This window comes from Thermopolyspora flexuosa, assembly GCF_006716785.1.
Taxonomy (GTDB): Bacteria; Actinomycetota; Actinomycetes; order Streptosporangiales; family Streptosporangiaceae; genus Thermopolyspora; species Thermopolyspora flexuosa.
The window spans coordinates 3,511,643-3,531,604 of sequence record NZ_VFPQ01000001.1 but is presented as its reverse complement, the minus strand read 5'-3'; the positions used below and the strand labels follow the sequence as shown (position 1 = coordinate 3,531,604).

The following is a 19,962-nucleotide window of genomic DNA, read 5'->3' as shown; positions in this document are numbered from 1 at the left end:
TACCCGGGTCCGCGGCCGCCGGGCGGCCCCACAGGACCGACCTTCCGGACGTCGACCATCCAAGGAGCCGGAGTGCAGGCCTTTCTCAACCAGTTGCCCGTCGGCCTGTCGATCGCGGCCGTGCTGCTGCTCATCGCGCTCGGCCTCACGTTCACGTTCGGCCAGATGGGCGTGATCAACATGGCCCACGGCGAGTTCATCATGGCCGGGGCCTACACCGCCTACCTGCTGCAGGCCGTCGTCGGCACCGCGGCGGTGCCGGTGGCGCTGCCGGTCGCCTTCATCGTCGCGGGCGCGATGGGCTGGCTGCTGGAACGGCTGGCGATCCGCCGCTTCTACGGCCGCCCGCTCGACACGCTGCTGCTCACCTGGGGCGTGAGCCTGGTGCTGCAGCAGCTCGCGCGGGACCTGTTCGGCGCGCCGAACGTCCAGGTGGTGGCCCCGACCTGGCTCAGCGGCGGGCTGCCGCTGTTCGGCACGCAGATCCCGTACGCGCGGCTGTTCATCCTCGCCCTCGCCGTCGGCTGCGTGCTGGCGATCTGGGCCTACCTCGCCCGGTCCTCCCAGGGCCGCCGGATGCAGGCGGTGATGCAGAACCGGCAGCTCGCCGCGATCGGCGGCATCAACACCGGCCGGGTGGACCAGCTCACGTTCTTCATCGGCTCGGGCCTCGCCGGCATCGCCGGCGTCGCGCTCACCCTGATCGGGCCCGTCGGCCCGACCCTCGGCACGTACTACATCGTGGACGCGTTCCTCGTGGTCGTGTGCGGGGGCCTCGGCCGGCTCGGCGGCGCCGTACTCGCCGCGTTCGGGCTCGGGCTGCTCAACTCCTACGCCGAGTTCTGGACGAACGCGAGCCTCGCGAAGGTGATCGTCTTCGCGGTGATCATCGCGTTCCTGCAGATCCGGCCGCAGGGCCTGTTCGTTCTCCGATCGAGGGCGCTCACATGACCGTCACGTTGAAGACCGTTCCGGAGCGGCCCGTGCAGCGGCGGCGGCCCGCCGCGCTCGCCCGCGTCACCGAGGCGGCGCGGTCCGGGCCCGGGCTGTTCGTCGTGGTCGCGCTGCTCCTGCTCGCCGTGGCGCCGGTCGCGCTCGAGCCGTTCCGGCTGAACCTGCTCGCCAAGTACCTGTGCTACGCGATCGTCGCCCTCGGCATCGGCCTCGCCTGGGGCCGGGGCGGCATGCTCACCCTCGGGCAGGGGGTGTTCTTCGGCATCGGCGGCTACTCGATGGGCATGTACCTCAAGCTCAACGACGCCGGAGGCGAGCTGCCCGACTTCATGGTGTGGAGCGGGGTCGAGACGCTGCCCGCGCTGTGGGCGCCGTTCCGCAGCCCGGCCTTCGCGCTCGCCGCGGCCGTGGTGCTGCCGGTCGCGATCGCCACCGTGCTCGGCCTGCTCGTGTTCCGCCGCCGGGTGCGCGGCGCGTACTTCGCGATCCTCACCCAGGCGCTCGCCGCCGCCCTGGTGATCCTGCTCGTCGGCCAGCAGGGGCTCACCGGCGGCACCAACGGCCTGACGAACTTCTTCGAGCTGTTCGGCCAGGACCTCGCCGCCGACGGCACCCAGCGCGGGCTCTACTTCGTGGTCGCGATCACGCTCGGGGTGCTGTTCCTGTTCGCCTGGCAGCTCGCCCGCAGCCGCTTCGGCAGGCTGCTGGTGGCGGTGCGGGACGCCGAGGACCGGGTGCGGTTCCTCGGCTACGACCCGGCCGTGGTCAAGACGATCACCTTCGCGGTCGCGGCGGGCATGGCGGGCATCGCGGGCGCGCTGTTCGTCCCGGTGGTCGGCATCATCTCGCCCGCGCTGCTCGGCGTGGTGCCGTCGCTCGAGTTCGTCGTCATGGTCGCGGTCGGCGGCCGGTACGCGCTCGGCGGCGCGGTGCTCGGCGCGGTGCTGATGAACTACGCCAAGACCGCCTTCAGCGAGGAGTTCGCCGGCGGCTGGCTCTACCTGCAGGGCGCGCTGTTCATCCTCGTCATGACCCTCGCCCCCGGCGGCGTGGCCGGGCTGCTCGCCTCGGCCCGGGACGCGGTCGCCCGGTGGCGGCGGGCCCGGCCGGGATGGGCGGCGCGTGAGGCGAAGGAGGCGGCATGAGCGTCAACGGAGGCGGCCCGGCCGCGGAGCCGCTGCTGGAGATCCGCGACCTGTCGGTGGTCTTCGACGGCTTCCGCGCGCTCGACGGCGTCGACCTCACCGTCGCAAAGGGCGAGCTGCGCTTCCTGATCGGCCCGAACGGCGCGGGGAAGACCACCCTGGTCGACGTGATCACCGGCCTCACCCGGCCCGCCACCGGGTCGGTGCGGTTCGCCGGGGCCGAGCTGGTCGGCCGCAGGGAACACGAGATCGTCCGCATGGGCGTGGGCCGTACCTTCCAGACGTCGGTGGTGTTCGAGGAGCTCACCGTCGTGGAGAACCTCGACCTCGCCGCGTCGTTCCGCAGGCCGCTGTGGTCGCTGCTGCGGCGCAGAAAGGGTGTTTCGGACGCGGTGGCGCGGGCACTGGAGGTCACAGGACTCACCGATCTCGCCGACAGCGCCGCCGGCACGCTCTCTCACGGCCAGCGCCAATGGCTCGAGATCGGCATGTTGATCGCGCAGGAACCGCGGCTGCTGCTGCTCGACGAGCCGGTGGCCGGCATGTCGAAGGAGGAGCGTGCCCGCACCGGAGAGCTGCTCACCCGGATCGCCGAGGAGCACACGGTGATCGTGATCGAGCACGACATGGATTTCCTGCGCCGTCACGCCTCGGTCGTCACGGTGTTGCACGAGGGCAAGGTGCTGATGGAAGGCTCGGTGGACCAGGTGCGGAACGACCCGAAGGTGCGCGAGGTCTATCTCGGCCGGGCCGCCCAGCCGGTGCCCGGGGAGGTGGGATAGGTGCTGTCGGTCCGCGGTCTTGAGTCGGGGTACGGCCGCGCGCGGGTGCTGTTCGGGGTCTCGCTCGACGTCGAGCCCGGGCAGCTCGTGTGCGTCATGGGCCGGAACGGCGTCGGCAAGACCACGCTGCTGAACACGATCATGGGGGTGATCCCCGCCACCGCGGGCACGGTCACCTTCGAGGGGCGCGACGTCACCAAGCTCAAGCCGCACGAGCGGGTACGGCTCGGCATGGGCTACGTGCCCCAGGGCCACGAGACCTTCCCGCAGCTCAGCGTGCTCGGCAACCTGCTGGTGACGCTCGAGGCCTCGCCGCACCGGGACGAGAGCGCGATCGACGAGGCGCTGGAGATCTTCCCCCGGCTCAAGCCGCTGCTCAAGCGCCGCGCCGGGTTCCTCTCCGGCGGCCAGCAGCAGCAGCTCGCGATCGCCCGCGCCCTGGTCACCCGGCCCAAGCTGCTCATCCTCGACGAGCCGACCGAGGGCATCCAGCCGTCGATTATCCTCGAAATCGAGGAAGCGATCGAACGCCTGCACGCCTCTGGCCTGGCGGTGCTGCTGGTGGAGCAGTACGTGGACCTGGCCCTGCGCATGGCCGATCGCTTCCTCATTCTCGACGCGGGCCACGTGGTCCACTCCGGCTCGGCCGACGAGCTGCGCGGCGAGGAGGTCCACCGGCTGCTCGCGGTCTAGCCGTCCGATCCGTGCACCCTGATCCGCCGCGTGCGGCACGCCGATATGGGGTCGCGTGCGCGCCGGACGCGGTCTCGCGGGCGGATCGGGTCGGCGCCTGGTGGGCGACGCCACCGTCGCCGTCGCTCGCCACGCGCACCCGTGCCGGCCGGTCGTGCACGCGCTCGCGGCTGTCGTGTGCCGGTTGTCACGGCGGGCGGTCCGCTCCGGCATCCGCACGGTGGGTCCGCTTCCGCCGGCGTCATCGCCGCCACCCGCGATCCCCGGGCCGTGGCCCGGGCTTCCCGCCGGCGTGGCCTCGTGCGCACGGTACGGGTGCGGTGACGATGGTCCGGCCGCCCAGTGCTTTTCCCGGCAACGCGCAGCCCGTTCATTCGCGGGGAGGCGTAATCTCTCCGCTGTTGTATTTTTCTCCGCCTGCGGTGTCCGAAATGCCGGGTCAGCTCTGTCCGAAATGTCGGATATCGTCCCGTGAGTCTGGCTCTGCCGTGGAGAATGCGGCACGCCGTATCCGCCCGCTTCCGGAAATCGTTCTCTCCAACCGTCGCGGGGCGGTAAATCTGGGGTAAGGAGCCGGGAAGCGTGGGTGGACGGTGAGGGGGGACGATGCCGGAGGTCGCCGATGTCCCCGGCAGTATTCGGCGGATGCGGGTGGCGGAGTGTGCCGTCGGTGCGGACGGAGCCGGATGGCCCGGAGGTCTCGAACCGGTGCCGTGGTGGGCGGGGGTCGTGCCCGCCCGTGAGGCGCGCGGGCACCGGCCGGCCGGGGTGGTGCGTCACACCGGCGTGATGTCCGCCGACAAGATCGCCGTGCCCGCCCGTCCGCAGGTTCCGGGGGTGGGGCGATGAACGGCCGCGTCGACTGGCTGGTGTTCGGCCGGGCGCAGGGGGCGGCGATGCCGGGGCTGCGCCGTTCCTCGCTCGTGGACCGGGCCGAGCGGGAGCGGTGGGAGCGGCGGCTCATGCCGCTGGCCGAGCCGCGCCGCATCCCGGGGGTGGAACCCGGGCCGAGCGTGTGCCGCCTGGTGTGGGACGACCGGGTGGCCGCCCTGCACCGCGCACCCGCCCCGGACCCCGAAGCGGGCACCGTCACCTACGCCTACATCGGCGAGGGGCCGGTGTTCGAGCCGCGATCCGTGCTCGCCACGGTGGACACCTGGCACCACTGGATCCCCGCGCCGGGGCAGGGGGACGAGCCGATCGACGCCACCCGGATCGGCGGGCTCTCCCCGATCCTGCGGGACGAGCGCACCGACGAGGTCCGGCGAGGGCCGCACGACGCGCTGCGCCGTCTCGCGGCCGAGGTGCTGCGCGCCCCGGACCAGGGCTTCTCCTGCCGGCTGCCGCCCGGCGTGGAACCCGGGCGCCTGCTGTGGGGCCTGATCGATCTGCTCGGCGAGATCGTCGGTGACGGCACCGGGAGGTACTGGACGTTCTCCACCAGGGAGAACGACGACACCCGGCCCGGCCTGCCGCGGTTCGTCTTCCTCGACGACTGGCGGCACAGCGGCCTGCAACCCGGCCACTTCCGCCTCGACCTCGCCGCGCCACCGCCCGGCCGTGACCGCTACCTGGACGCCGCCGACACGCTCCTCGAGACCTACCGCGGCGGCTCGGCCGCGGGCGTGCGCCGCCTGCTGCGGCGGATCGGCATCCGCCACGAACGGCACGGCGAGGCCGAGCGCATCGCGATCGTGCTCAAGTACGCCGAGGTCAAGGGCGTGCGGGTGGCCGGTCCCGCCCCCCAGGCCACCACCGTGGGGGACGGCGACCCCACCGTGGAGCGGCGGGTCCCCGCCCACCGGCGGCAGCCGTACCCGTTCGCGCCGACCCCGTACGCGCCGGGATCCGCGGACGCGTCCGCGGCGCGGGACGCCCAGGCGAGTGGTGCGGCGGGCGGCCCGCGGAAGGAGAATCCGGAATCGCCGCAAACCGCAGGCACCCCTGCGGCGGCGGGCGGGCTTGCGCCCTCGCCGTCGCCCGGCACCGTCGGGCATGCCGGTTCGCCTCGGGCTGCAGGGGGTGCGCCGATCGATGCCGGAGTGCGGTTTGCCGGTTCCGCGATGCCACCGCCGCCGGCTGAGCGGAGGGACGCGGGCATCGGTCCTTCCCGGGATCGGGAGGATCGGCCGTCAGGGGTGGCGGCGAGCGCGGCCGGTCCTGCCCCCTCGCCCGACGCCGTTGAGCGCCCCGGTACGTCCCCCGCGGTGGGGGAGCCGGTGGCGGGCGCCGGGATGGGTTTCGCCGGTTCCGCGATGCCGCCGTCCGAGGCCCAGGCGGGCGGCGCCGAGACCGGTCTGCCGGAAGGGCCGAAGGATCCGTCGCCGACCGGGACCGTGGGTGCCGGAACCGGTGCGGCAGGTTCCGAGGTGTCGTCGCCCGTGGCCGCGGGGTGGGCTCGTCCGCATCCACGGATGGAGCATGCTCCGGCGAGTGCGGTGGCAGGTCCCGGTGTACCGCCGTCGCCTGAGATCGCGGGGCGGGACGGTGCGACGCCTGAGGCGGTGGGCTCGCCGGTGAGTGGGGCACCGGGATCCGGAGAAAGCGGGGTCGCTTTCCCGGTGTCGCCGACCGAGTCGAGCGGCCCGCGGCCGGCACAAGCGTTCGCGAATCCGCCGCTGAGCGAGGTGGCAGGTAGCGGGCGGGGGTCGGCCGGCGCGGCGGTCTCGCCGTCACCCGAGGAGCGGACCGATGCCACCGCCGAGGTGGGAGATCCGCCGTACGGTGGCTCGGCGCGTACCGAGGTGACTGCGCTCGGCTCCTTGGGCTCGCCATCGTCCGGCACTGAGGCAAGTGGCGCGGTGGCCGCTTCGGCTCAGGACATGGGGCGGCCGCCGTCAAGTGGCGTGACGGGTGCCGCCGTGAGCGCGGCCGGGGCCGCGGCGCCGCAGTGGCCGCGAGCCGTCGACCCGTTGGGGCCGGGTTCTGAAGGGCCGCCGAGCGGGCCGTCGGAGGCAGCCGCTGGTTCCGCTGGGGCCGCCGACCCGCAGTCGTTCGACGCCGAGACGAGTGGTGCCGGGGCCGGTTCGGCTCACGGCTCGGAGAGCGTGGCGGCGAGTGGTCCGGCGGATGCCGGTGCCGGTACGGCGGGTTCCGAGGCGTCGCCGTCGCCTATGGCCGGAAAACCCGTCGGTTCGCCATCAGCGGTGCCGGATTCGACCGCGGGTGCCGAGGCGGACGTGCCGTCGCCGAGGACCGTCGAGCGGCCCGGCCCGGTTCCTGTGGTGGGGGACGTCCTCCAGATCGAGGAACCGGATGCCGGAGCGGTGAGCACGGCTCGTTCGGCGGAGTCACCGTTGCCCGGACCCGAGACGGGTGGCGCGGGGACCGGCCCGTCTCATGGGGCGGAGCGTGTGGTGGCGAGTGGCCCGGCGGATTCCGGGACGGCCGCGTCAGGCCCCGAGGAGTCGCCGTCGTCCGGGGCCGGAGAGCGCACGGACTCGCCGCCTCGGGGTGAGGGTTCGCCCGCAGGCGCCGGGGTGAGTGCGTCCGGTTCTGCGGGATCGCCGTCGCCTGAGGCCGAAGAGCCTGCTGATTCGCCGTCGGCGGTGGAGGATTCGGCCGAAGGCGCCGGGGCGAGCGAGGCCGGTGCCGTACCGTCGCCGTCGGACGAGGTGGCGGAGGAGGCCGTTTCGACTCCGGTGGCGGAGTCCTCGCCGGGCGAGGCGGGGGATGCCGAGGGGAGCACGGCGGAGACGGCACCACTTCCGCCTGTCGGGCCTGAGGGGGAGGCGTCCGGCGGTGAGGGCGCGGCGGAGACCCGGCCGCTGCCGCCCGTGCCGGAGCGGCAGCCGCACGAGAACGTCCCCTTCCTGGTGCAGAAGCTGCGTACGGCGGAGATCCCGGAGGACGTACGGCGTGGCGTCGAGGGCCTTGCGCGGGTGGTCGAGGGGGACGGCAAGGCGCGGGCCCAGCTGCGGGACATCCTCATCGGCAACGGGTTCTTCCGCGAGCGGCTGGAGACGGTGCTCACCCCCGACGAGCTCGACCGAGCCCTGCGGGACCTGGTGGCCTGCGCGTTCGCGGACGGTGACGAGAGGTCGCTGCGCAAGGCGGTGGAGCTGGCCGGCCGGAAGGACACCACGCACGGGATGCGGGTGGCGCTGCTGGAGGCGGTGGCCGCCCACGGCGGTGCCGAGATCTGGCTCTCGCACTACGGTCCCACCGAGCTGTCGGCGACGGTGCCCCGCCCGCGCCGCGAGGTGGCCGAGCCGGTGGCGGGAGCCGGTCGTTCGGCTGGTTCCCCGCACCCCATCCGCCTCGCGCCGAACCGGTTCCACGAGTTCAAGGTGCCGGCGCTCGTCGTGTTCGGCATCTTCCTGCTCGGGACCGCGGTGATCCTCCTGTTCAGCCGGTTGTGACCCACCTCCCCGAGGAGCCGGGTCCGCCCGGACGGGGCGTCACTCGGTGAGCGGGGGTACGGCGTTGCGCGCCCGCTCCAGGGCGAGCTCGGGCCACCACCGGCCCGCGTCCGGGGTGACCACCCCGTACACCGGGTCCTCCGGGCCCGCCGTACCGCGGGTGCAGCGCATCGTGGAGCGGCCGGGGTCGTTGAGCCAGAGCAGGGCGTCGACCAGGGCGTGGCCGGTGTCGGTGGTGGTGGGCCGGGCGCCCGCGCCGCGGCCGGGCGGGTTGCACCACTCCTGCGGGTCGGCGAACCGCCCCGGCGGTGGCCGCCACTCGCCGGTGCCGTTCCGGCTCGTGTCGACCACGAAGCGGGGCAGCTCGGCCGTGTCGTCGGGCACGTGGCGCAGCGCGTCCTCGGGGCAGGCGGTCGCGCCCGCCGACAGGCGCAGGTGCACGCACTTGGCCAGGCGTACGCCCCAGGCCACGGAGTCCCGGGTCGGGCGGTGGCCGTTCACGTTGAGGTAGAAGCCGTCGGCGCCCGCCACGCCCGCGGCGGCGAGCCGTTCCGCCGACGCCTCCAGCGAGGGCCAGTCGGCGAGCCCGCCGTCGAGGTACACGGCAGTGCGGGGCAGCCCGCCCAGGCGGGTCACCGCGTAGCCGAGGTCGGCGTACCGCTGCCGCAGGGCCTGCGGCCCGCCCGCGGGGCACTCGGGGGTGCCCGGCGCCCGGGACAGCCCGGCCGGCTCCAGCGCGACCACCGCCCGGCCGTCCCCGATGCCCTGGGCCACGGCGTCGATCCACGCCCGGTACGCCTCCGGGCTCGCCGCGCCGCCGTTGTGGCAGTCGCGCTGCGGCACGAAGTCGGTGACGAACACCGGTACCGCGTCCTGCCGCGCGGCCTGTGCCATCGTGTCCTGCACGGTGCGCCGCACCTGCTCGGGGCCGCCGCCGGCCAGCCGGATCGCCTGCGGCACCCGGGCGAGCGCCCGCATCAGCGCGGCGTCCGCGGCCCGGCCCTGCGCCTCCCACACCTGCGCCTGCCGCGCCGCGTCGCCGTCCGGCGGCGCGAACAGCCGCGCGCCCTCCCGCAGCGGGTTCCCGCCCGCGACGCCCTGCCGCCGCATGGCCGGGGCGCCGTCGTCGTCCGTGCCCGACAGGGCGAGCAGTGCCCCGGTCGCGACGAGACAGGCCACCACCAGGCCCGCCGCCGCGGCACGCACCGGCCACCGCCTGCGCGCCGCGCCCGACGGCACCGTCGACGGCACGGTCGACGGCCCGGTGGACGGCGTCGCGTCCGGACGCGGGGACGGCAGGGGAGCGGTCAGGTTCCGGGTGTGCCCGGCGGCCAGCGCGTCGACGAGCTGCTCGGCCGTGGGGCGGGCGGCCGGGTCCTTCGCCAGCGCCCGTGCCACCAGCTCGCCCAGCACGCCGTCGATCCGCGGCAGCTGCGGCTCGTCGTGCACCACCCGGTAGAGCACGTCCTGCCCGGGGCCGCTGCCGAACGGCGGGGAGCCGGTCGCGGCGAACACCATCACCCCGCCCCAGGAGAAGATGTCGGACGCGGTCGTCACCTTCTCCCGCCGCGCCTGCTCCGGCGACATGTACGCCGGGGTGCCGAGCGCGAGCATCGACTGGGTGGACCCGTCCGCGAGCCGGGCCAGACCGAAGTCGATCACCTTCGGGCCGAGCGGCGACAGCAGCACGTTCGACGGCTTGAGGTCCCGGTGCACCACCCCGGCGGCGTGGATCGCGCGCAGCGCCGTCGCCGTGCTCACCGCGAGCCCTTCCAGGGCGGAGCCGCGCAGCGGCCCCCGCCTGCGCACCTCCTCCAGCAGCGTCGGCCCCGGCACGTACTCGGTGACGAGGTAGGCGGTGGGCCCGTCCACGTCCGCGTCGAGCACCGCCGCGGTGGAGAACCGGGCGACCCGCCGCGCCGTCTCCACCTCGCGCCGGAACCGCCGCCGGAACTCCGAGTCGGCGGCGAGATGCCGGTGGATCAGCTTGACCGCGACCTGCTCCCCCGACGGCGCCTCGGCCAGGTACACGACCCCCATGCCGCCCTCGCCCAGGCGGCGCACGATGCGGTAGGGGCCGACCCGGACCGGATCACCCTCGAGGAGGACACCGTCCATCGATACGCGATCGTAATCCTCGCCCCCCACCCCGACCACCGAAACGCCCGCACCCGCCCTTCTTGTCCGGTACGGCGGGCGGTGCCGGGTACGGCGAGGCGCGCCGGGCGCGGCCGTCCGCCGACGGGGCGGAGCACGGTGGCCGAGGCGCGGATCGGTGGTCGCCGCCGGCGCCCGGTGGCCGGGCGGCGCGGTGGCAGGCGTGGACCCGGCTGTGCCGTACCGGGGGAGCCCTCCGAAAAATTGGGATACGATACGCGCGGCGAGTACGATGCTCGCCGATCCGCGTCGAACGCGCGAAACGGCGGTTCGACCGTCGAGTGTGCGTCGCGGCGGTTCATCCCCGCCCGCGGTCGAGCGGCGGGATGGCCGCCCGAAGGTGGGGGTTCCTTGACATCGCACTCCCAGGTATCTGCTAACGTTCTTCCTATGCTGCGCGGGCTGCTCCTTAGCTGCCGCGGCGAGGGTCGGTGACAAAGGTCGGCTCCCTCGTCGCGGTGCCAGCCATGCGTGTCGGCCGCCCCGATCCGGTGGCGACTCTCCTCTGATTTCGCGGACTTGCGGTCTCGGTGTTCGTCGCCGCCGGTCCCAGGTTCGTCAGATCGCCTCGACAAGGAGCATGTGCATGTATCCGCAGCAGCAGCCCAGTCGTATGCCGTTCCACCGCTACCAGCCGTTCAAGCCGATCGACCTGCCCGACCGCACCTGGCCGAACAAGGTGATCACCAAGGCCCCCAAGTGGTGTGCGGTCGACCTCCGGGACGGCAACCAGGCGCTGATCGACCCCATGGACTCGACCCGCAAGCTGAAGATGTTCGAGCTGCTGGTACGCATGGGGTTCAAGGAGATCGAGGTCGGTTTCCCCGCGGCGTCCCAGACCGACTACGACTTCATCCGGCTGATCATCGAGGAGGACCGCATCCCCGATGACGTCGTCATCCAGGTCCTCACCCAGGCCCGGCCGGAGCTGATCGAGCGCACCTTCGAGTCGCTGCGCGGCGCCAAGCAGGCGATCGTCCACCTGTACAACTCGACCTCCACGCTGCAGCGCCGGGTCGTCTTCGGCAAGGACAAGGACGGCATCACCGCGATCGCGGTCGAGGGCGCCAAGCTGTGCAAGAAGCTCGCCGAGGACATGGGCGACACCGAGATCTTCCTGCAGTACTCGCCGGAGTCGTTCACCGGCACCGAGCTGGAGTACGCGGTCGAGGTGTGCAACGCGGTCACCGACGTCTGGGAGCCCACCCCGGAGAAGAAGGTGATCATCAACCTGCCGGCGACCGTCGAGATGGCGACGCCGAACGTGTACGCGGACCAGATCGAGTGGATGCACCGCAACCTGGCCCGCCGCGACTCGATCGTGCTGTCGCTGCACCCGCACAACGACCGCGGCACCGCCGTCGCCGCCGCCGAGCTCGGCTACATGGCCGGCGCCGACCGGATCGAGGGCTGCCTGTTCGGCAACGGCGAGCGCACCGGCAACGTCTGCCTGGTGACCCTCGGCATGAACCTGTTCTCCCAGGGCATCGACCCCGAGCTGGACTTCTCCGACATCGACGAGATCCGCCGGGTGGTCGAGTACTGCAACCAGCTCCCGGTGCACCCCCGCCACCCGTACGGCGGCGAGCTCGTCTACACCGCGTTCTCCGGCTCCCACCAGGACGCCATCAAGAAGGGCTTCGAGCACCTGGAGCGGGACGCGGCCGCCGCGGGCGTGCCGGTGCGCGAGTTCCGCTGGGAGGTGCCGTACCTGCCGATCGACCCCAAGGACGTGGGCCGCACCTACGAGGCGGTCATCCGGGTCAACAGCCAGTCCGGCAAGGGCGGCGTCGCCTACATCATGAAGACCGAGCACGGGCTCGACCTGCCGCGGCGCCTGCAGATCGAGTTCTCCCGGGTGATCCAGGCCCGCACCGACGCCGAGGGCGGCGAGGTCACCCCGGAGGAGATGTGGAAGATCTTCTCCGACGAGTACCTGCCGACCCCGGAGAAGCCGTGGGGCCGGTTCGGCCTGCTCGCCCACCGCAGCGAGGCGACCGTCGACGAGAAGGACAAGATCAGCGCCGACATCCGGATCGACGGCGAGATCCGCGAGATCCGGGGCATCGGCAACGGCCCGATCTCGGCGTTCGTGGACGCGCTGAGCACGATCGGCGTCGACGTCCGGGTCCTCGACTACACCGAGCACGCGATGAGCTCCGGCAGTGACGCCCGCGCCGCCGCCTACATCGAGTGCCAGGTTGGCGACAAGACGCTGTGGGGCGTGGGCATCGACCACAACACCGTCACCGCGTCGCTCAAGGCCGTGCTGTCGGCGGTCAACCGCGCGATGCGCTGAGCCCGTTCGACAGACCTGCGTACGTACGCGCCGAAGCCCTGCCGGTACGGCGGGGCTTCGGCCGTTTTCGCGTCATCGACGCCGGTTCCGAAACCTCGTTCGTCCGGCCGCCCTGGCGCGTCCGGGGCCTTGCCACCGCCGACCCCGCCGCGCAGGACCGTGAGGCCGAGCACGATGACGTGCTGTCCGCCCGGGCCGCTCGCGCTTGCGGTCCAGGACGTGCGGGCGCGAATGCCCGTGTGTATCGACGGGCGCTGCCGGCCTTCTCACTCGTGACGTCGGCGCGTCGCGGATGACGCGCCGCGGCAGCGGGTGTGGCCCGGCAGGAATACCGGCCGCGTCCGCGCGACAGGGATCAGGTCCGCCGCTCGGTCTCGTCCGCCCGTGTTCCGGCCGGTACGGACGGACTATCCATTCGCCGGCCGTTCGCCGTCGGGCAGGGGCAGGCCGACCATGCGGGCCATGCACAGCACGCCGTGGTCGAAGGCCGCCGCGCGATCGGTGATCACGTCGCGGTACATGCCGAACAGCTCGAAGCTGACCGCCCCGTACACCCAGGTCCAGGCGATCAACGCGCGCAGGATCACGTCGTCGGAGACCGGCGGGAAGATGTGTTCGCGCAGCCGGGCCGCGTCCTCCGCGAAGGAGGCGGGCGCGGGCGGCAGGTCGGTGGGCGGGGCGAGCACCCCGGCCGCCTCGGCGTCGCGCAGGATCCCGGCGAGCGCCCGGCCGTTCCGGGAGGCGGGGATCACCGTCTCCTCGGGGGCCGCGTAGCCGGGCACCGGCGTGCCGTGGATCAGCGCGTACTCGTGCGGGTGCGCCAGCGCCCAGTCGCGGATCGCCCGGCAGCAGGCGAGCCACCGCCCGATCAGGTCCTCGCGCGGGAGCGCCGCGTCGGTGCGCTCCACGGCCTCGCCGATGTCGTCGTACGCCTCGATGATCAGCGCGGTGAGCAGGTCGTCCCGGCTCGGGAAGTACCGGTAGACCGCCGAGGACACCATGCCCAGCTCGCGCGCCACGGCCCGCAGCGACAGCCCGGTGGCGCCTGCCTCGGCGAGCTGCCGCCGCGCCACCGCCTTGATCTCCCGGATCAGCTCGGCTCTGGCTCTCTCCCGTGCGGTACGGCTCGCGCTCATGGCGGCATCCTACTGCAATCGAGAGCGCCGAACACAAACGAGAGCAGTGCTCTTGACATCGGTGCTCACAAACGAGAGCATTGCTCTCGAGTGAGAGCGGCCGGACCTGTCCGATGTCCGCGAGAGTCCGCGCTCGACGACCGGCTTCCGGTCACCGTCGTCGGCCGGCCCACGGTACGGAACACCCGCTTCTTCACTCACACGCGGCACGGTAGTGTGAGCGCCGCGCCGTGCCTCATATCCCGATATGAGACATACGCACCCCCGAGGAGCCCTCCATGAGCAAGTACGTCGTCGCCGGAGCGGGCCAGGTCGGTTACCACCTGGCCGAGCGGCTCGCCGAGCAGGGCCACGAGGTCGTCGTCGTCACCAGGTCCGGCTCCGGGCCGCGGACGGAGGGCGTGCGCCGCGTCGCGGCCGACGTGGCCGACGCCGCGCGCCTCACCGAGCTCGCCCGCGGTGCCGAGGCCCTGTTCAACTGCGTGAACCCGCCCTACTGGCGCTGGCCGGCCGACTGGCCGCCGATGGCGGCCTCGTTCCTCACCGCCGCCGAGCGCACCGGCGCCGTCCTCGTCATCCTCGGCAACCTGTACGGCTACGGCCCGGTCGACGGGCCGATCACCGAGGACCTGCCGCTCGCGGCCACCGGGACCAAGGGCCGGGTGCGGGCACGGATGTGGGCCGACGCGCTCGCCGCCCACGAGGCGGGCCGGATCCGGGCCGTCGAGCTGCGCGGCTCCGACTTCTTCGGGCCGGGCGCCGTCGCCGGGTCGCACCTGGGTGAGCGCTTCGTGCCGCGGCTGCTCGCCGGCAAGCCCGCGTTCTACCTCGGCGACCCCGACCAGCCGCACAGCTGGACGTACGTCAAGGACGTGGCCCGCGCCCTGGAGATCGCGGCGACCGACGAGCGCGCCTGGGGCCGCCCGTGGCACGTTCCAACCGCCCCGGCCGTCAGCGCCCGGGAGGTCGCGAAGCGGGTGTGCGAGCTGGCCGGCGTGTCGCAGCCGCCGCGGATCAGCGTGATGCCCCGGTTGCTGCGCCTGGTGGCCGGGCTGTTCTCGCCGATGCTCCGCGAGCTGGGAGAGGTCCAATACCAGTTCGACCGGCCCTTCGTCCTCGACTCCTCCGCGTTCCAGGCCACCTTCGGCATGCACCCCACGCCGCTCGACGAGGCGCTCACCGAGACCCTCGACTGGTGGCGAACCCGGGAACGCTCCGCCGCCTGACCCCCACCGGCCCGGCCGATGGCTGGATGTGCAACATCTGCGTCGTTGACGCCATTTCCGCCGGTTCGTGAGCATGGAGCCATGCGCAGGGGCGTCGTCATCGTGATCTACGACGACTACCAGCTTCTCGACATGGCCGGCCCGGTGGACGTGTTCAGCCTGGCGAGCCTGATCGTCGGCGACGGGGGCTACGCGGTCGAGGTCGTCGCCGCCCGCGCCGGCGAGGTGCGCGCCGCGAGCGGCATCACGACCACGGTGCGCACCGCGCTCGCGGACGTCGCCGGGCCGGTCGACACGCTCATGGTCGCCGGTGGCCTGGGCGTGTTCGACCACCTGGGCGACCGGGAGCTGATCGACGGGGTCGCCCGGCTCGCCGCCACGGCCCGGAGGGTCACCTCGGTGTGCACCGGCGCCTTCGTGCTCGCCGAAGCCGGGCTGCTCGACGGCAGACGGGTCACCACGCACTGGCTGATGGCCGACGAGCTGCGCGCCCGCTACCCGGCGGTCAAGGTCGACGAGGACCCGATCTACATCCGAGACGGCAACGTGTGGACCTCGGCCGGGGTCACCGCGGGCATGGACCTGGCCATGGCGCTCGTGGCCGAGGACCACGGCCACGCCGTCGCCCGCGACGTGGCCCGCACGCTCGTGGTCTACCTGCACCGCTCCGGCGGGCAGAGCCAGTTCAGCGTGCCGCTGCGCGGGAGCCCGCCGCGCGACGAGGCGCTGCGCGAGCTGCAGGAGTGGATCGACGCCAACCCCGACGCCGACCTGAGCGTGCCGGCGCTCGCCCGCCGGATGAACATGAGCGAGCGGCACTTCTCGCGCGTGTTCCGCGCCCAGGTCGGCATTCCGCCGGGGCGGTACGTCGAGCTGAGCCGGGCCGCGGCGGCCCAGCGGCTGCTGGAGACCACCGACGACTCGCTCGACCGGGTCGCCCGCCGGACCGGGCTGGGCATGCGGGAGACCCTCTACCGGGTGTTCCGGCGCCACCTGCGCGTGTCCCCCGGCGACTACCGTCGCCGGTTCCGCACCGCGCACGCCAAGGAGAGCTGAGATGAGGGTCGCGATCCCGCTGTATCCGGGGTTCACCGCGCTCGACGCCGTCGGGCCGTACACCGTGCTCGCCGCCGCCCCCGGCGTCGCCGTCACCTTCGTCGCGGCCGAGCCCGGCCCGGTCCGCGACGAGCAGGGGACGCTGGCGCTGACCGCCACCGCGTCCTTCGACGAGCCGCCAGGCTACGACGTCATCGTCGTGCCCGGCGGCACCGGCACCGTGCCCGCGCTGTCCGACCGCCGCCTGCTCGACTGGATCGCCCGGGCCGACGCCACCACCCGGTGGACGACGTCGGTGTGCAGTGGATCGTTCCTGCTCGGCGCGGCCGGGCTGCTGCGGGGCAGACGTGCCACGACCCACTGGGGGTTCACCGGACAGCTCGCCGCGTTCGGGGCCGTGCCGGTCGAGGAGCGTGTCGTCGTCGACGGCAAGATCGTCACCGCGGCCGGGGTCTCCGCGGGCGTCGACATGGCGTTGTGGCTGCTCGCCGAGATGACCGACGAGGAGACCGCCAAGACGGTCCAGCTCGCCATCGAGTACGACCCCGCCCCGCCGTACGAGGCGGGCTCGGCGAAGACCGCGCCCCGGGAGCGCGCCGAACGCGCACTCTCCTGGGTCCTCCGGCAGACGGCCGCCGCCTGACCGGACGGGGCCGGGCCGTCCATGTCCGGTACGGCTCGGCGTCCTCGCCCGCCGTACCGGTTGCGCGGGACGAGCGGGTGGGCGGCGGGCCGAGGGCTATGCCTCGGAGTCCGGCACGACCACCTCGCACCGGATGCCGAGGTCGCGGTCGAGCCGGTAGGTGTGGTGGTCGACCTGGTTGGTGTCGGCGAGCTCGAGGTTGAAGAACGACATCCGCTCGCCGGTGAAGAACGGCCCGGAGTGCCAGGTGCCGCGGTGCAGCAGCACCGCCACGTCCCCGGGGATCTGGAAGGCCACGATGTCCTCGAGGCGCGGGGTCGCGTCGGGCACGTCGACGTCGTACGGCGGCGCGACCGCGAGCAGCCAGGGCTTGCCGCCCACGGCGGCGAGCGTCTGGGTGACCGCGCGGTGCCGGGTGATGCCGGTGAAGGCCGGCGGCTTGTCGACCAGGTCCATCACGTAGAAGCGGGGGGTGCCGCGGGACAAATCGAGCAGCGCCTCCCGCTCGCTGAACGGCGCGCCGTCCGGCGTCGCGCGCAGCACGGCGCCGAACGGCGCGAACGCCTCGTCGGTCAGGGGCCGGGCGGTGATCCGGTGGGTGGTGAGGGTCGTCATGAGACCTCCTGGGCGGGGTGAGTGGCGTGAGACGCCTCCGACGGTAGCACTTGTCTGACAAGTCGTGATAGGACTGTTGGGGACAAAACAACCGAAGGAGGTCTGGTATGGGCGACCAGTGGAACGCGCTGCGGGTGGGCCCCCGCATCCTCCGCCCGGGTACGGCAGGCGGCCCGCTCGCCGGGCGCGTGTTCGCCGTCAAGGACCTCATCGACGTGGCCGGTCAGACCATCGGCGGCGGCAACCCGGAGCTGCTCGCCGAGCGCAAGCCCGCCGAGCAGGACGCCCCCGTGGTGGCCGCGCTGCTGGAGGCGGGCGCGTCCTGCGTCGGCATCACCCAGACCGACGAGCTCGCGTTCAGCCTCACCGGGGTCAACCGGCACTACCCGGCCCCGGTCAACCCGCGCCACCCCGACCGGGTGACCGGCGGCTCCTCCAGCGGGTCGGCGGCGGCCGTGGCCGCCGGGCTCGTGCCGTTCGCGCTCGGCACCGACACCGGCGGCTCGATCCGGGTGCCCGCGTCCTACTGCGGCCTGGTCGGCGTCCGCCCCACCCACGGGGCGCTGCCGCTCGACGGCGTGCTCCGGCTCGCGCCGTCCTTCGACACCGTGGGCTGGCTCGCCGCCGACGTGCGCACCGCGGCCGAGGTCGGCCGGGTGCTGCTGCCGCCCGCGGACGGCACGCCGGCCCCTGCCCGGGTCGTGGTGCTCGAGGAGACGCTGGCCGAGGTCACCGGCGAGGTCGCCGCGGCGGTCACCCACTGGGCGGGCAGGCTCGCCGAGGCCTGGTCGCTGCCGCTGCGCCGTACCGCGCTCGGCACCTCGCTGGACGAGTGGCTGACCGTGTTCCGCACCATCCAGTGCGCCGAGGCGTGGGCGGAGCGCGGCGCGTGGATCGAGGCCCACCCGGGCGCGCTCGCCCCCGAGGTCGAGGCCCGGTTCCGCGCCGGGGCGCACGGCGACGCGGCCGCGGTCGAGGCGGCCCGGCGGCGGCGCGCCGAGCTGTCCGCGGAGCTGGACCGGCTGCTCGGCGAGGGCACGCTGGTCGTGCTGCCGAGCGCGTCCGGGCCCGCGCCGCTGCGCGAGCCGCTGCTCGCCGGCGACCCCGAGGCGGCCGCGGCGAACGAGCGGGTGCGCACCGCCACCCTGCGCCTGACCAGCCTCGGCGGCCTGTCCGGCGCCCCGGTCGTCGGCCTGCCGCTCGCCGAGGCCGAGGGCGCCGCGCTCGGCGTGTCCGTGCTCGGCCCGCGCGGCGCGGACCGCCTGCTGCTCGATCTCGCCGAGGCGCTGCCCGCCGAGTGGCTGCCGCAGCCGCCCGACCCCGCCCGAGAGGAGCTGGTCGCCGCCTTCTACCGGTACGAGGAGGCGCTCGTCAGCAACGACGTGCCGACGCTCATCGAGCTGTTCGCGCCGGGCCCGGACACCATCCGGTTCGGCCCGGCCGACGCCGCGTACGGCGCGGACGAGATCGCCGCGTTCCGCCGCGCCCGCCCGGCCACCGACCTGGAACGCGAGCTGGTCCGGTACGACGTGCGGATCATCGCCCCGGGCGCGGGCATCGCCTCCACCGAGTTCGTCCGGGCCGGATCGGGACGGCGGGGCAGGCAGACCCAGACGTGGAAGCGCCACCCCGACGGCTGGAAGGTGGAGCTGGCCCACGTGTCCCTGCTGCCCGGGTGACGAGGTCCCGGCAGGGTACGGCGGGCGCTCCGGGGCGGAGCCGCCACCCGGCGGCCGCGGGTCACCGGCGGACCGAGCGGACCATGGCGTAGCGGAACGCGTCGCGCACGTGCGCCTCGGCCGCCCAGTACGCGGTCGAGCCGTCCCGGGCGACGCCGGTCAGCCGCAACGTGAGCGCGGGCTCGCCCACGGGACGGCGCAGCAGCCGGGCGCGTTCCTCGTCGAGCGCGTCCGCGCCGGGCCAGGCGATCTCCCACTCGACCCGCTCGCCGCGCACCAGCTCGACCAGGTCGAACAGCGACATCGCCGGGTCGAGGCCCTCCGGCGGGGCGGCCCCGCGCGGCAGCGGCACGGTGTCGGTCGCGAGCATCACCGGGACCTCGTCGGCGTACCAGACCTTCGTCGTGGTGAGCGCCGCCGACCCGGCGGGCACCCGGTAGGCGTCGGCCTCGTCCGGGGTGACCTCGCGCCGCTCGTGCGCGACCACCTCGACCCGGGGCGTGTGCCCCATCGCCGCGATCAGCTCGGCCTGCTCCAGCTGCTCGTCGAACCGGGCCGGGATCTCCAGTGCGGGCCGGTTCACCACGGTGTTCGCCCCCTGCCGCCGGAGCAGGTAGCCGCGCTCCTCCAGCCGGATCAGCGCCTCCCGTACGGCGGGCCGGCTCGCCGACAGGAAGCTCGTCAGGGCGGGCTCGCCGGGCATCGGCCGCCCCTCCCTGGCCGCTTCGGCCAGCACCTCCTCCAGCCGGTCGGTGAGGTTCCGCGCCCCGCGCCCGGCGTCCCGACTCCGCTCGACCATGGCACTCACCCTAACCAGGCGGGCCAACGACGTCCGCACCGCGTTGGCCCGCCGGGACATACCGCCCACGGCACGCCGGGCCGTACCGTCGGCGCATGGACAAGCCGATGATCACCATCACGTACTGCGTCCCGTGCGACTACCTGCCGCGGGCGCTCTGGCAGGCGGGCGAGCTGCTCCGGCCGCTCGCCGAGTCGGTCTCCGGGCTCACCCTCGTCCCCGGCACCGGGGGCGTCTACGACGTGGCGCTCGGGGACACCACCCTGTTCTCCAAGGCCGAGGAGGGCCGCTTCCCGGAGGTCGGCGAGCTGCTCGAGGCCGCCTTCAAGCTGCTCAACTGATCCGGTTTGCCCTGAATCGTCATTAAAGCGAGCGATAACACCGCGGAAATATGCGGGCAATACGCCCTGCGTAGTT

Annotated in this window: 15 protein-coding genes; 11 read left to right on the top strand and 4 right to left on the bottom strand. The window is 73.7% G+C overall.

The window, feature by feature from the left end; genetic code table 11:
* The first annotated feature begins 72 nt into the window (after positions 1-72).
* The 5 genes from urtB (at position 73) to FHX40_RS14965 (ending at position 7,935) form a co-directional block, all read left to right on the top strand.
* Positions 73-951 (top strand): urea ABC transporter permease subunit UrtB, encoded by an 879-nt coding sequence (urtB, locus tag FHX40_RS14985; protein WP_142260199.1) that lies wholly within the window; start codon positions 73-75, stop codon positions 949-951.
* Positions 948-2,099, top strand: a complete 1,152-nt coding sequence (gene urtC, locus FHX40_RS14980) for an urea ABC transporter permease subunit UrtC (RefSeq protein WP_142260198.1) — start codon at positions 948-950, stop codon at positions 2,097-2,099. Before urtB ends, urtC begins: the two co-directional genes overlap by 4 nt.
* Positions 2,096-2,881 (top strand): urea ABC transporter ATP-binding protein UrtD, encoded by a 786-nt coding sequence (gene urtD / locus FHX40_RS14975; RefSeq protein WP_142260197.1) that lies wholly within the window; start codon positions 2,096-2,098, stop codon positions 2,879-2,881. The genes urtC and urtD overlap by 4 nt, the downstream gene beginning before the upstream one ends.
* Positions 2,882-3,574, top strand: a complete 693-nt coding sequence (urtE, locus tag FHX40_RS14970) for an urea ABC transporter ATP-binding subunit UrtE (RefSeq protein ID WP_142260196.1) — start codon at positions 2,882-2,884, stop codon at positions 3,572-3,574.
* 845 nt (positions 3,575-4,419) lie between these two features.
* On the top strand, positions 4,420-7,935 hold the full coding sequence (locus FHX40_RS14965; protein WP_142260195.1) for a hypothetical protein: 3,516 nt from the start codon (positions 4,420-4,422) through the stop codon (positions 7,933-7,935).
* A 39-nt stretch (positions 7,936-7,974) separates the two neighbouring features.
* Here the strand turns inward: FHX40_RS14965 and FHX40_RS14960 are convergent, their stop codons facing one another.
* A complete protein-coding gene (locus FHX40_RS14960) occupies positions 7,975-10,053 on the bottom strand; it encodes a glycoside hydrolase family 6 protein (RefSeq protein ID WP_142260194.1) in 2,079 nt (692 codons plus the stop codon).
* Positions 10,054-10,678: 625 nt separating this feature from the next.
* Here FHX40_RS14960 and leuA point away from each other — a divergent pair.
* Entirely contained in the window at positions 10,679-12,391 is a 1,713-nt protein-coding gene (gene leuA, locus FHX40_RS14955; RefSeq protein ID WP_142260193.1) for a 2-isopropylmalate synthase, read from the top strand.
* Positions 12,392-12,798: 407 nt separating this feature from the next.
* On the opposite strand, the gene FHX40_RS14950 is transcribed toward leuA, so the two are convergent.
* Positions 12,799-13,527 carry a TetR/AcrR family transcriptional regulator gene (locus tag FHX40_RS14950; protein WP_142260192.1) on the bottom strand — a complete coding sequence of 243 codons (729 nt, stop codon included), beginning with the start codon at positions 13,525-13,527 and terminating at the stop codon, positions 12,799-12,801.
* A 278-nt stretch (positions 13,528-13,805) separates the two neighbouring features.
* Between FHX40_RS14950 and FHX40_RS14945 the strand changes: the two genes are divergently transcribed.
* From FHX40_RS14945 to FHX40_RS14935, 3 genes are all read left to right on the top strand, one after another.
* Positions 13,806-14,753, top strand: coding sequence for an NAD-dependent epimerase/dehydratase family protein (locus tag FHX40_RS14945; protein WP_142260191.1), 948 nt, complete (start codon positions 13,806-13,808; stop codon positions 14,751-14,753).
* A gap of 81 nt (positions 14,754-14,834) precedes the next feature.
* Positions 14,835-15,809: a GlxA family transcriptional regulator gene (locus tag FHX40_RS14940; protein ID WP_142260190.1), complete on the top strand. Its 975-nt coding sequence runs from the start codon at positions 14,835-14,837 to the stop codon at positions 15,807-15,809.
* A gap of 1 nt (position 15,810) precedes the next feature.
* On the top strand, positions 15,811-16,452 hold the full coding sequence (locus FHX40_RS14935; protein WP_142260189.1) for a DJ-1/PfpI family protein: 642 nt from the start codon (positions 15,811-15,813) through the stop codon (positions 16,450-16,452).
* Between the two features lie 96 nt (positions 16,453-16,548).
* Here the strand turns inward: FHX40_RS14935 and FHX40_RS14930 are convergent, their stop codons facing one another.
* A complete protein-coding gene (locus FHX40_RS14930) occupies positions 16,549-17,067 on the bottom strand; it encodes an ureidoglycolate lyase (protein WP_142260188.1) in 519 nt (172 codons plus the stop codon).
* Between the two features lie 107 nt (positions 17,068-17,174).
* Here FHX40_RS14930 and FHX40_RS14925 point away from each other — a divergent pair, with 107 nt between their 5' ends.
* Complete coding sequence (locus tag FHX40_RS14925) at positions 17,175-18,746, top strand: amidase (protein WP_142260187.1); 1,572 nt, start codon at positions 17,175-17,177, stop codon at positions 18,744-18,746.
* A gap of 61 nt (positions 18,747-18,807) precedes the next feature.
* Here FHX40_RS14925 and FHX40_RS14920 read toward each other — a convergent pair whose 3' ends face one another.
* Positions 18,808-19,545: a GntR family transcriptional regulator gene (locus FHX40_RS14920; RefSeq protein WP_170198843.1), complete on the bottom strand. Its 738-nt coding sequence runs from the start codon at positions 19,543-19,545 to the stop codon at positions 18,808-18,810.
* 95 nt (positions 19,546-19,640) lie between these two features.
* Between FHX40_RS14920 and FHX40_RS14915 the strand changes: the two genes are divergently transcribed.
* Positions 19,641-19,886, top strand: a complete 246-nt coding sequence (locus FHX40_RS14915) for an Rdx family protein (RefSeq protein WP_142260185.1) — start codon at positions 19,641-19,643, stop codon at positions 19,884-19,886.
* Positions 19,887-19,962: the final 76 nt, after the last annotated feature.